The following is an 11982-nucleotide window of genomic DNA, read 5'->3' on the forward strand; positions in this document are numbered from 1 at the left end:
GCTACCCGGCCAATCGGTGCTCTTAGTAGTCAGAACCACCGCGCCCGCCGGGAGGAGGCGGAGGAGGGGGCACAGGCGCACCGCTAGCCGGACCGCCCGGAACACCGGCCACACTGGATGTGCTCAGCTGCCCGGAAACGCTCTGACTGGCCGCCTGAGCGGCAGGGCTTGCCATCACCGGATTTGACGCTGCGATCGCGAGGGCCGCGGCTGCCGTAGCGCTGTCAGCACCCGAAGCAACAATCGCTGCGATGATTGCCGCTTCAATTTCGTCAGCGCTAGCATCGGGGCCAACGGCCGCGACTGCCGCGACAATAGCGTCAGCGACTTCCTGCGCCCTTGGCGCTTCCTGGAGGAATGCAATGGCGTGCGCCGAAACACCCAGGCCCAAAGCCGGCAAAGACCCCAGCGCTACCGCGCTCAGCGCGGCTTTCGGCAGTTTCCAATCGAGTTTCATGGCGGAATCCCTCATCCTAAAGTTTAATTATCATACCAGATACACCGGCCCCTCGCTAGCGCCGCAAAGGTGTTTTCGAGACGAAACGGCCCCAACACCCCGCCAACCACCATGTTTTGATGCGGTGCAGCGTAAATGTCACATGCGAAGCCACTGGCCGGTGAGTGTCGCACAGAGGGCACGGGTGATCATATCAAGGCGAATCGTGATCTGTTGTCCAAGTATTGGCGTTAACCAACAAAAGTTCGCGCCGGTTATGAGATCGTTAGGCTTCGATAGGGCAGAGTTTCGGCGTCTTTAGTCTTGCAGGAGCAAGAATGATGCGTGCAGAAAAGCGCAAATTGCCTGATCAGGAGACTCGTACGCCGTGTCCGGTCTCTGAGAAACCGGTAAGCCTTGCCGCCGCCACAGAGGCCACGCTGGATGTCGGCCCTTCGCCGGCACGTGCGCTCCAGCAGCAGCTTGCCGCTGGCTTGGCACTCGGCAGCGATATCGGTTTGGACATCGGGGAACGCTGGTCCAGGCGCCGCTCACTGGCCGTCCTGCTTGTCAGCAATGGCCTGTTCTGGGTTTGCGCGGCATGGGGCCTTTCACAACTGCTCTAGCCAGTGCGCAATTGCAAGGCAGGCCGGACGCCAACGCCGCTTCCACCTTCAATCCGGTACACCACCCAAATCTATCACAACGATCCGCCCAGCAGCTCTTCCAATGCCGCACGCATGTCGGCAGGCGCATCTTCGCCAAAGTTCTGGAGCCAACGCCGGTCGGCGCGGCGCCCGACGAGCACCAAAGCCTGGGACAGAGCTTGGCGGCGTATACCCTCATCAAGCTCAGCCCAGGCCAAAGCCGTAATCTGAAGACGCCAGCGCATGATGTCGCGTGCGCCATAAGGGCTGAGGTAAAAACTTTGCGCGAGCGCCTCCTGGCCATCTGGCGTCAACCGCCCGTGCCGTGCCATGTCGATATAGACGAGCCGGTTCCAGGCCGTGACGAGGCGGGGCTCGCGTTCAAGTGCCCCGCGGGTGGCACGTTCAGCAAAATCCAGATCATGAATATCCGCCTCAATGGCACGCGAAGCGATAGCTTCGCGCCAATAGGCGGACGGGGCAAGCGCGTCTCTTGCTGCAATCTGGGCGATGGCCTCCGGACCAAGACGGTAGGCGGCATTAGCCTCAAGGCGCAGCTGGCCCTGCCATCCCAATGCGCCTGCCAATCCTAATGCCAGAACCGACAGCCCGGCCCTTGGCGCCCACCGGGCAAGCAAGCCGAGCTGCGCGCGCCGCCTGACATCCCCCTGGCGGGCTGCCCGCCCCCCTGCCCCGACCGCGCAGCCAAGACCCAACACCCAGGCCCACCACCACATAAAGCCCGGCACTTCGAGAGCGTAGTCGGTAAGCGCATGCAGCAGGACAAGGATGGAGATACAGATCACGGCGCGCAGATATACCTGCTCTTTGCGGCGGCGGCGCAGACCGCGCATAACGGCCATGACGAGCGCGGCAATGACCGCTGCCATGGCAAGAGTGCCGGCCCAGCCCATCTGCAAGAGCCATTGCAGGTAAACATTATGCGCCGCGCCCTGGTTACCGAGTATCGCGGCATTGCGGCTGGTGGCGATGAGGTCGTTGACGAAGCCAAAACTGCCAAGGCCGTGGCCCCATAAGGGCGCAAGCGGCACGGCTTGCCAGTACGCAGCAAAAAGCGTCTGGCGGGAGGTATCATCAAAGACCCGGTCAAACCGGCTGGCGGCGAGCTCGCCTGATACGGTCCAGACAAGGCCAGCCAGTACCAGGAACGCCGCGCCGCTGCCCACGGCGAGGCCAAGGCTGCGGTGCGCTGCATTGCTCTGGCGCGACCAGGCGTAGATCTGCCAACCAGTCAGCAATAGTGCAGCAAACCCTGTGAACGCGATGCCGGCGCGCGAGGCGGTCAGGACAAGGCAGGTGGCAGGCAGGAGGGTGGCGACAAGGGCAAGGGAAAGCGCAATAGCGTGCCGGGACACGCCCTGGTCTCTGGTACTGGCCCGCCGGATCCAGGCAAGCAGCTCGGTCAGGCCCATCAGGCTGATCAGGCCAAAATAAGTTGCAGCGGTATTCGCAGAGAGAAATCCGCCCGACAGCCTGTCGCGGTGGTAAGGCCGTTCGACCCCCCACAGATGGTCCGGCGACAGGGTGAAGTCTAGAAACGACCAGATCGCGATGATGACACCGGCGGCCAGGCTGGCGCGCCAGACCCATACTGCGCCGCCTGAGATGCGCGCACTATTACGGGCGACAAGCCAAAGTGCGCCAGCCGCAGCAATTGCTCCGAAATCGGGACCGCCTGTATCAACATGTCCGCGCGCTACGAGCAAAATGGCGAGCGCCCCCAGTCCGGCCACGCCAATCCAGATACCAGGCGTCGGCCGCTGGGTGTCCAGACACAGAACACCAAGAGCCGCGACCAATAAGATCGCGCTCGAAAAATAGGCTTTGGCTGCCGGTATGTCGGCGCCAAAAAACACCGCCGCTGCCCCAATCAGCGCAAGAAGCAATCCCGCAGGAAACAGGAGCTGCAATCCTGTGTGGGTATCCTGGTGCATGTCGATAACCGATCCGACGCGGTGAATATTTTTTGGTGGCTGTCCGGAACCGAGCCCAAACCTAGAAGAAGCGCTCGCCAATTCGGATCGTATCACCAGGCTGGACGGGCGTGCTCACCGTCAGGGGAAACTCTTCCTCCTGCGCCGCGCCGGCGCGCTTGATGAAAACGCGCCGTGTGTTCGCCCGGTAAGAAAACCCGCCAGCGGTGGCCACGGCATTCACAACCGTAAGGCCGGAGGTAAAGGGATATTCTCCGGGCTCACGCACTTCGCCCATTATATAATAGGGCCTGAAATTCATGACCTCGGCGCTGACACGCGGATCATTGAGATAGCCTTCGCTGAGGGAGGATTCTGCCGCTCTTTGAAACTCGCGAAGGGTTAGCCCGCCAGCTCGCACCTCGCCGATGAGCGGCAAGGACACAGCCCCGCTGCCATCAACAGTATACTCGCCTGACAAGGCGTCCTCACCAAAGACGATCACGCGAAGCCGGTCACCGGAGCCGAGGCGATACTCGCTGACTTCACGCAGTTCCTGGGACGCCGGCGCAAGATCTACGCTTACCTCGCTGGTCGTACCTGTGCTGACGCAACCGATTATGAAGAGCCCAGCAGCCAAAGCGGCAATCATGCGCACCATATAATATCCCCTCATCTTTCTGACTTCCGCAAAACCAGCGCCTGCAGGTTCGTTTAAGGTCAGCTTCATGGATCGTCAGCCGATCTGCAAGCAGTAGGCCCGAGCCTTGGCACGCAGTTTTACCGCTCAAACCAGATCACCAGGACGAAGGCGAGGCGCCAGGCCGGTTATTGAGAGGCCACGCCCCATCTGGACGCATGAAACCGCCAGGCATCGGCGACGATCTGTTCAGCGCTCGAAAGGGTTGGCGTGAACCCGAGGAGGCTGTGCGCTCTTGCCGTATCGGCCACCAACCGGACTGCATCGCCCGGCCGGCGCGGCGCAATAGTGTGTGGCACGGCCTTTCCGGTGACGTCTTTGACCGCGTCCAGTATCTCACGGACCGAAAGCCCCTGCCCTGTGCCGATATTGCAGGCAAATGCCTCATGGCCGCCAATGAGAAGTTCCAGCGCCTTCAGGTGCGCATCGGCCAGATCCATCACATGTATATAGTCGCGTATACAGGTGCCGTCCGGAGTGGGATAATCATCGCCAAAGAGCTGCATGGCGGGCCCGAGGCCTGCAGCCGCTTTGAGCGCGTTGGGAATGAGGTGGGTCTCTGGATCATGTTCCTCGCCAATATCCCCGTCAGGGCTGGCACCGCAGGCGTTGAAATAGCGCAGACTCGCGAACCGCAGACGGCCGGTTTTGGCTGTATCGATCAGCAGGTCCTCAACGGCCTTTTTGGTGCGCCCGTAAACGCTGACCGGCGTCCTCGGCTCGTCCTCACTAATGGGCACACTCTCAGGTTCGCCATAGACCGCGCAGGTGGACGAAAACACCAGCGGCGCTATGCCTGCCTTGTCCATGGCCTTGAGAAGGCTGACCACGCCTGCGACGTTATTATCCCAGAATGCAAGCGGTGCCCGTTCCCCTTCGCCTACTTCGATGTGAGCGGCAAAATGCATGACGGCGACCGGCTCGTGCTCAGCAAAAGCCCGATCCAGCGCCTGCCCGTCCCTGATATCGCCAATAACGAGAGGTCCCCACCTCACTGCCTCACGATGGCCAGCTGAGAGATTATCGAAGACGACCGGCACGTCTCCGCGGGCGGCAAGCGCCTTGCAGACATGCGAACCAATATAGCCAGCTCCGCCAACCACCAAAACTGTTGCCATCTACTCCCCCGCAGATCATGCAAGAAAAACTACAACCTGGATGAACGCCTAGCATCGCCGCACCTAACGTGAAACCGGAAAACAACCCGAAACCGACGATGATCCCGAACGTCTGCCATACTGCTATCACGCGCCACGAAAAATTGGGTCCGCAAACCTCAATGGCGTGGTGACCGGTCTTGAATTGCCATAAGTGTCATCGGTGCGTGTAGGCATTGACACGGAAGCGGCGCCGCCACGCCTCCGACGCTCGCTACCCACTGGCTTCACCCAGCTGTTCCTCCGGCCATCGGACTATATAATAATAATACTGAAACCGGCTGACCCTTTGGGAGATAAATTCGCTTCTGACTGGCTAGCAGGTCCGGAGGTGCGGTGTTGTGTGTACGCACCACCCTGCCCCATTTGTGGGCACCCAAGCAGATTTACCGGCGCTAACCTTAAATTGCCCCTACTCACGCAGACACTCGCAGTGTAGCCTTTTAGGTACAAGCCTTTGGCATAAGGGCTGCATGCTTTCCAATAAAGGATGCAGCCAAACTTGGATAATGCTATTGCACTGCACAATGCTGGGAAGATTTCGGGGGCGGCGCCGTGGACGGGAACGGACATACACTCAACTTGCAAGCCTCGAGTGGGCTTCAATCACACTCGGCGATGCAGCGCGCCGCGAAGCGGATGATTGACGTTTCAATAGCTTCGATGGCTCTTGTTTTTCTGTCACCGGTCATGCTCGCGTTGGCGATTGCCATCCGGCTCCAGGATGGACGGCCAGCCATCTTTTCACAGAGCCGTATCGGCAAAGACGGCCGTACGTTCCAGTGTCTCAAGTTCCGCTCAATGGTGATCGACGCTCAAGCCCGCCTAGAGGCGTTGCTCGCCACTGATGCAGAGGCTGCAACCGAATGGGCACGAGACCAGAAACTGCGCAAGGACCCACGCATAACGCCCCTTGGCCGGTTCATACGCAAGGCCAGTTTTGATGAACTACCACAGCTTTTCAATGTATTACGCGGCGAAATGTCGATCGTCGGTCCCCGGCCCATCATCAAAGATGAAGTAGCCCGATATGGAACAAATTTTGGCGACTACGCCTCCGTGAAACCTGGGATTACTGGGCTTTGGCAGGTAAGTGGCCGCAATAGCGTGTCTTACGACGACCGCGTGGCCATGGACGCCTCATATGCTGCGAACTGGTCCGTTCTGGGCGATATTTGGATAATCCTATTGACCGTTCCAGCCGTCCTGTTCAGTCGCGGAGCCTCATGATCCTAATTTGGAATGATAATCAAGATTTTAGGGCCTTCAATTGAAAATCCTTTTGTGCCTTGAGACCTCAGGGGGCGGATCTGGACGCCACGTCCTCGACTTGGCCGGCGGACTGCTACAGTTGGGTCACGAGGTGGCGATAGTCTACTCGCCCCTGCGGGCAGAACCGGAGTTTGTCTCCACGCTGTCCAATCTCAGCGGATGCAAGGCCATTCCCTGCAATATGCATCGGTCAGTTGGGATTCATGATATAGAAAGCAGGAAGGAGCTGGCAGCATTGATCAGGGTCCATGGACCGTTCGACATCCTGCATGCCCATTCCTCGAAAGCCGGGGCGCTAGTAAGACTATTGCCGGGCTCCATACCCGGCGCTCGAATCTATACGCCCCACGCCTTTCGCACTATGGACCCGGACATCTCGGCGTTGAGCAAGCTTGCTTACTCCAACGCGGAACGTCTTCTGGCGCTCGCAACAGACGCACTGATAGCCGTTAGCGCGGATGAAGCGAGCCACGCGCGGTCACTTGGTATTTCTGACCGAAAAATCGAAACGATCATCAACGGCGTGGACCAGGTAGAGACAGAAACCCGCGAAGGTGTTCGTCAGCGCCTTGGTATACCTCAATCAGCGTGGGTGGCCGGTTTTGTCGGGCGGTTTTCTCCTCAGAAAGATCCGCTGCGCTTTGTTAGGGCAGTCAATCTCGCTCGGCGCCATTTGCCTCAACTCATTGGCCTCATGGTGGGAGATGGCGAATTAAAAGCCGCCGCCGAGGCTGCGGCGGAGCAGGACGCCATCGTATTTACGGGATGGACCAACGCCCGCAAGCTCATGCCCGCAATGGACGTTCTGGTCATGACAAGCCGCTACGAAGCCATGCCGTACACGCTGCTGGAGGCGCTCAGCGCTAGCCTGCCCCTGATTTCCACTGAGGTCGGCGGGGTTTTGGAAACTATCCGCGACGGCGAGAACGGTCGCATTCTCAGCCATGATGTGGGTGCTGAAGCGATTGCGGACGCTCTCGCAGACGCCTTTCACTATCCCCAGCGCTTGACCCAATGGAGCCATGCATCCCGTGAACGGGCAAAAAGCTACACAATCCAGGAAATGGTGTCTCACACTGTGGGTGTTTACCTGCAAGCCAGGAAAATTCAACGAAGCGTGGCCAATAACAACTGTAACTAACAATACATATGTCTCCGCTTCATGCAACAAATTAGGTAAAACCACCAATGAGCAACGCGAATTCTAGAATTACAGTCCCGGTATTGAATAGAGAACCTATCCAGATCGGAAACGGGCTGCCGCTGACCTTGATTGCCGGCCCGTGCCAGTTGGAAAGCAGGCAACACGGCCTTGAAGTCTCTTCGGCGCTCAAAGAGATTTCAGCTCGGATGGGTGTGCCGATTATCTATAAGACGTCATTCGACAAGGCAAATCGTACAAGCGCGTCTGGAACGCGGGGCATGGGCTTGGAGGCGTCCCTGCCGGTATTTGCCGAAATCAGAGAAACCATCGGCCTTCCCGTCCTGACCGATGTTCACACAGCTGAGCAATGTGCAATTGCCGCGATGGCAGTAGACGTTCTTCAGATTCCTGCATTTTTGTGCCGCCAGACCGATCTGCTTGTTGCCGCTGCCCGAACGGGTAAACCCATCAACGTAAAAAAGGGCCAGTTTCTAGCGCCTTGGGACATGAAAAACGTTATCGAAAAGGTCGTAAGCGCCGGGAATCCGAATGTTATGGCATGTGAACGCGGCGTCAGTTTCGGTTATAATACCCTTGTCGTAGACATGCGATCGATCCCCATAATGAAAGATATTGGCTGCCCAATCGTTTTCGACGCCACTCACTCGGTTCAGCAACCGGGAGGGCAAGGCACTTCATCGGGTGGACAACGCAAATTTGCCCCGCATCTGGCAAGAGCAGCTGTCGCCATAGGGGTAGCTGCGGTATTTATGGAAACTCATCCGGACCCGGATAGCGCACCCAGTGACGGCTCGAATATGATCCCATTGTCTACATTTTCAGAAATCATTAATGACCTCAAGGAATTTGATAAACTTGCAAAACATAATCAGGTTGTGGATCTCCTGTAATGCCGAACTTCTATAAATTTGGAGATTCCGACCGTCTAACCGACGTTTTTGCACCGGATCTATTGAATGATTTAAAGGAATTGAATCTGTACGACCTATTTAAATTATCTCCCAATGACGTTATTATATCCTCTTTGCCTTGGTCACCATTTTTAGATTTGATTCAGGCATTTAATGCCAATCTAAGGCCATATATTATTAGAACAGCAGATGGTCTTATTACTCCAATAAACTCCAGAAAGCCAATCAACTATCACGATGGCGGTCTCTACGCTCGAAACAATGGTGATTTATTTATTATTAAACAAAATTTAGTCGATATTCAACATATTCAAGTAGAGCCATACCCTGCAATATCAGTAAGAACTATTGATCTTGAATCAATAGTTCTTAATATTCAAACTTTTAGCTCAATAACATTGATGTTCGGAAACGACCCATATCTTGGCGTTTCTGAGTCATTGATATTAAATGAAGCAAATAAATTGGTATCCAGATGTCGCGACTTTGGTATAACAAATATATCTGCAGCATGCCCGAACAAAAAATTCCGGGATCAACTTAGTAGAACATTTCCCGATATAGTAATAAAATCATATAGTTCCCAAATACCGCTAAATAAAGATAACTCATTGATATTTTCTTCACCGTCCACGGTGGCAATTGATTATTTAATTGGGGGATTTAAGGTATTAGGATTTTCATGCTATAACGATGCTGTTTATGATAGTTATTTTTGCAATTCATCTCAATTTCTGGAATCTCGCCCATGTGATTCAATAAACCTCACCCAAGTGAATAATCTTTATTATAGACCATTATGTTCAGCAGAGATTCGTTTGATCCTTAACGAGAATCCGAAGCGTCCTATCTACTGGAAAACTATTTTTAGGAGCCCATTTTCAGCTGCAATTCGAGATTGCTTGTTGATTTTTCGTGCTAATAGACTGAAAAATTGGATTAAAAGGCTAACCTCATGAGCTCTATCGCACACCTCGGCGAACTAGTTTCTCGCTCCCCGCAATCAACAAGGCAACATAGCAGAAAAATAAAAAGCGTTGATGTTCTCGCCATCCTCTGGGCATGCATTACCGTTTTGATGGCTACGAGCACCGAATACCGATTTGTAGCCATACTTATATTTTGCGTTGTCTGCATAATTTCATTTTTACAATTTAAGAATATGCGCTCTCGTGCTTATGTAAACGCTTTCTATGCACTATTTGCATTGAAATTAATTTTTTTATTTTCATCTATTATAAAGTTGATTATTTATAATTTGGAAATATCAGCGGTAATATATTTCTTTCTAGCGCCCATAGTGATTGCTTCGCTTGCTATAACTTTGTCAAAAGATACGTATTTAGTTTTTTTACAGCGATATTGCCATGCCATTCTGTGCCTTGCTATAATTATAGCCATATTGCATTTTATTGGTGTTCGTTTTTTAGTTTCAGACAATTACATTGCAGCGCTATTTGCGATAGCAATGATCTATCACGCTATAAAACGCAATATTCAGTTCACAGGCATTTTACTATCTTAATGCGCGCCTTGCCATGATTATGCCAACTGTCCTTTTTCTGACGACCATCAACCGATGGCCCTCTATTCTAAAATTTTTATCTCCAATACTAATTATTGGTGTGGCGGCAGCGTCGCTCTACGCCGCCTTTAATGACTACAATCATACCCTGAACAATATCCTGAGCAATAGGCCAATTATATGGAATACGTACGGAGATATGATTGAACGACGGCCGTTGTTCGGCCACGCTGGCATCGACCGCTCAATTGGCGCGAGTGTTGCTGAAGAGGTAACAGTAATTGTGCGTCGTGGCATGAATGTAGGATACGGGACTCAAAACCTATTCATTCGATACGCATATGAAGATGGGCTTTGGGCTCCATTCGCGATTGCCTTCATCCTCGCACTTTTGGCTTGGCGAAATCCGGTGTACCGGCCCTCAATAATCGCGTTCTTACCCGTCTGCGCATCAGAAAGCCTCAAAATCGGCATGCTTTCCATTTGGGGGGTGCCCTTGCTAATTATCATACTGCTGGCTAGCAAAGCGCGGGCATCAACACGAGCCTGAGCGTCCAGGTTATGTGCAGCTATTGTTAGGTCACGGTGCATGCGTGCCTTTATCGCAGTGTTGGCAGCAATCGGGCAAAGATGGTTGGGTCAATTCCCAAGCGGGCTCGGCTCCAAATCCAAACTATCGTATTCCACATTATGACCGCGAGGGCTGCGGCAGCCCCCGCACCCATCAAACCGAAAGCCAATGCACCGATCGCAATAAGCCCCAATCCGGCTGATTGGGTTAGCATAAGTATGATGACGAACTGGCGTTCTCGTTCCGTCATTAACATCAAGATCGCTGTGGGGCCGCAAGCTGCGTTGACCAGCGCTCCGGCGCAAAAGATCAGCAAGAGCGGTTTGTGAGCAGCGTAACTAGGATCGAACAAGCTCAGTAGTTGCCCTCCAAAAAATGCCAACACCACAATCCCACAAAGGGTGGGCAGTGACGCTCCAAGAGACATAAGGATGCAAATACGCTGCACTTCAGCCCGATTGCCCGCAGCCCAAGCCTTCGCAATTACTGAGGCGCCGATCATATCAGCGGCGAGCAACGGAAGGCCCAGCAAGCCAGATGTGCGATGTGCCGCGAAAAATACGCCTGCATCGAGGGGGCTTAAGAGCACACCGACAATCACCACGCTCAGCTGGGGCAGAAGTGTACCCGCCAGCGCCGCCGCCCAGAGCCACCGCGCCTCTATGAAGCGGGCCATCGGAGCGGCGCGTACCGCGAGTGCGCCCTGAAATCCACCTGCCGGAGCACGGCGAAGCCCGAACACGAACTGGGTGGCCACCAGCGCCAACAGAATGCCGGCCGTCCAGCCAAAGGCGTCAAGGGCTGTGACACTGAGCCCTGTTGCCGCGGCGAGGCCAATAGCCGCTAGCACGCCGATGCGCCACAGTATATCGCGAGGCCACAGGGCGAGGTTGACCGAACCCCAGCCGCGTAAGACATGGCTTTGGTACTCGGCCAATGCAAACGGCATGGCCAGGAAGCATGCGATCAATGGCGCGTAGAAAGGTTGCCCTATCACGTCGGCTGCTAGCCCGGCTGCCAGCAGGATAGCCACGAGCACTGCCGTGATAGCCAGTACCCCCAAATATCCATCGCGCACGAGGGCGACAGCATCGCTCGGGACGTCGGCGTGTTCAATTGCGGGCAAGCGCCTCAGCACCAAGGTGTGAAGCCCACCTACGCAAACAAAACCCAGAAACGTGCCCAGCGCGAACAGCATCGCGTAGCGCCCGTATTCAACCGGCCCCAGCCAACGCGCTAGGAAGACAAACATCCCAAACGATAAGCCCGCTGTCGTAACCTTGATAAAAAGGGCTGGGAGACCTTTGCTGGCCAGCTTTCGTAACAGAACGTCGCCGGTGATCTTGTTAACTAGCGACTTTGATCGCACAGGCTCACCCTCTGGAAAAAAGCTCACCCCCGCCCCACCCGCAAAAAAAATCGCCGCTGCTCAGCTTGGCAAGCTAATATACGGGCGTCGACGCGTCGAGCGCTCGTAGCCAAATGCTGAAACAATGATTTAGTTGCGCCACAGTTGCGGCAGCCCGCCCCCTACCCTTTCAGCAGCGCTTCCAGGATGCGGCGCACTTCCGCGCCATGTTCGGGATCGCCAAGGCCGAAAGCGGCGGCGGCGCGCAGATATCCGGTCTTGGAGCCGGTATCGAAGGTCTCGCCGGTAAACGGCA

12 protein-coding genes are annotated in these 11982 nt (G+C 55.1%); 7 read left to right on the forward strand and 5 right to left on the reverse strand.

Translation table 11 applies throughout. From position 1 onward, the window contains the following. Positions 1-22 precede the first annotated feature (22 nt). Positions 23-457 carry a hypothetical protein gene (locus ACTIGC_RS08185; RefSeq protein ID WP_439633926.1) on the reverse strand — a complete coding sequence of 145 codons (435 nt, stop codon included), beginning with the start codon at positions 455-457 and terminating at the stop codon, positions 23-25. Between the two features lie 317 nt (positions 458-774). Between ACTIGC_RS08185 and ACTIGC_RS08190 the strand changes: the two genes are divergently transcribed. Continuing rightward, complete coding sequence (locus tag ACTIGC_RS08190) at positions 775-1062, forward strand: hypothetical protein (RefSeq protein WP_439633927.1); 288 nt, start codon at positions 775-777, stop codon at positions 1060-1062. Between the two features lie 74 nt (positions 1063-1136). Here the strand turns inward: ACTIGC_RS08190 and ACTIGC_RS08195 are convergent, their stop codons facing one another. The 3 genes from ACTIGC_RS08195 to galE form a co-directional block, all read right to left on the reverse strand. After that, positions 1137-3038 (reverse strand): O-antigen ligase family protein, encoded by a 1902-nt coding sequence (locus ACTIGC_RS08195; protein ID WP_439633928.1) that lies wholly within the window; start codon positions 3036-3038, stop codon positions 1137-1139. A gap of 61 nt (positions 3039-3099) precedes the next feature. Next, complete coding sequence (locus ACTIGC_RS08200) at positions 3100-3693, reverse strand: polysaccharide biosynthesis/export family protein (protein ID WP_439633929.1); 594 nt, start codon at positions 3691-3693, stop codon at positions 3100-3102. A gap of 152 nt (positions 3694-3845) precedes the next feature. After that, a complete protein-coding gene (galE, locus tag ACTIGC_RS08205; protein ID WP_439633930.1) occupies positions 3846-4835 on the reverse strand; it encodes a UDP-glucose 4-epimerase GalE in 990 nt (329 codons plus the stop codon). Between the two features lie 657 nt (positions 4836-5492). On the opposite strand from galE, the gene ACTIGC_RS08210 reads away from it, so the two are divergent. Genes ACTIGC_RS08210 through ACTIGC_RS08235 form a run of 6 tightly spaced genes read left to right on the forward strand, consistent with a single transcriptional unit; the run spans position 5493 to position 10297 of the window. Then, positions 5493-6104 (forward strand): sugar transferase, encoded by a 612-nt coding sequence (locus tag ACTIGC_RS08210; protein ID WP_439633931.1) that lies wholly within the window; start codon positions 5493-5495, stop codon positions 6102-6104. Positions 6105-6156: 52 nt separating this feature from the next. Then, positions 6157-7287, forward strand: coding sequence for a glycosyltransferase (locus ACTIGC_RS08215; RefSeq protein WP_439633944.1), 1131 nt, complete (start codon positions 6157-6159; stop codon positions 7285-7287). 47 nt (positions 7288-7334) lie between these two features. Then, entirely contained in the window at positions 7335-8201 is an 867-nt protein-coding gene (kdsA, locus tag ACTIGC_RS08220) for a 3-deoxy-8-phosphooctulonate synthase (protein WP_439633932.1), read from the forward strand. Beyond that, a complete protein-coding gene (locus tag ACTIGC_RS08225) occupies positions 8201-9181 on the forward strand; it encodes a hypothetical protein (RefSeq protein ID WP_439633933.1) in 981 nt (326 codons plus the stop codon). The genes kdsA and ACTIGC_RS08225 overlap by 1 nt, the downstream gene beginning before the upstream one ends. Next, positions 9178-9747: a hypothetical protein gene (locus ACTIGC_RS08230; RefSeq protein ID WP_439633934.1), complete on the forward strand. Its 570-nt coding sequence runs from the start codon at positions 9178-9180 to the stop codon at positions 9745-9747. Before ACTIGC_RS08225 ends, ACTIGC_RS08230 begins: the two co-directional genes overlap by 4 nt. A gap of 13 nt (positions 9748-9760) precedes the next feature. Beyond that, positions 9761-10297, forward strand: coding sequence for a hypothetical protein (locus tag ACTIGC_RS08235; RefSeq protein ID WP_439633935.1), 537 nt, complete (start codon positions 9761-9763; stop codon positions 10295-10297). A 49-nt stretch (positions 10298-10346) separates the two neighbouring features. On the opposite strand, the gene ACTIGC_RS08240 is transcribed toward ACTIGC_RS08235, so the two are convergent. Further along, positions 10347-11714 carry a lipopolysaccharide biosynthesis protein gene (locus ACTIGC_RS08240; RefSeq protein WP_439633936.1) on the reverse strand — a complete coding sequence of 456 codons (1368 nt, stop codon included), beginning with the start codon at positions 11712-11714 and terminating at the stop codon, positions 10347-10349. Positions 11715-11982: the final 268 nt, after the last annotated feature.

Source organism: Glycocaulis sp., from assembly GCF_051859565.1.
Taxonomy (GTDB): Bacteria; Pseudomonadota; Alphaproteobacteria; order Caulobacterales; family Maricaulaceae; genus Glycocaulis.

What these genes read in the sequence shown, in the direction of transcription:
- ACTIGC_RS08185 (WP_439633926.1), bottom strand. Translation starts at nt 457, where the DNA reads ATGAAACTCGATTGGAAACTGCCGAAAGCCGCGCTGAGCGCGGTAGCG.
- ACTIGC_RS08190 (WP_439633927.1), top strand. Translation starts at nt 775, where the DNA reads ATGATGCGTGCAGAAAAGCGCAAATTGCCTGATCAGGAGACTCGTACG.
- ACTIGC_RS08195 (WP_439633928.1), bottom strand. Translation starts at nt 3,038, where the DNA reads ATGCACCAGGATACCCACACAGGATTGCAGCTCCTGTTTCCTGCGGGA.
- ACTIGC_RS08200 (WP_439633929.1), bottom strand. Translation starts at nt 3,693, where the DNA reads ATGAGGGGATATTATATGGTGCGCATGATTGCCGCTTTGGCTGCTGGG.
- galE (WP_439633930.1), bottom strand. Translation starts at nt 4,835, where the DNA reads ATGGCAACAGTTTTGGTGGTTGGCGGAGCTGGCTATATTGGTTCGCAT.
- ACTIGC_RS08210 (WP_439633931.1), top strand. Translation starts at nt 5,493, where the DNA reads ATGCAGCGCGCCGCGAAGCGGATGATTGACGTTTCAATAGCTTCGATG.
- kdsA (WP_439633932.1), top strand. Translation starts at nt 7,335, where the DNA reads ATGAGCAACGCGAATTCTAGAATTACAGTCCCGGTATTGAATAGAGAA.
- ACTIGC_RS08225 (WP_439633933.1), top strand. Translation starts at nt 8,201, where the DNA reads ATGCCGAACTTCTATAAATTTGGAGATTCCGACCGTCTAACCGACGTT.
- ACTIGC_RS08230 (WP_439633934.1), top strand. Translation starts at nt 9,178, where the DNA reads ATGAGCTCTATCGCACACCTCGGCGAACTAGTTTCTCGCTCCCCGCAA.
- ACTIGC_RS08235 (WP_439633935.1), top strand. Translation starts at nt 9,761, where the DNA reads ATGATTATGCCAACTGTCCTTTTTCTGACGACCATCAACCGATGGCCC.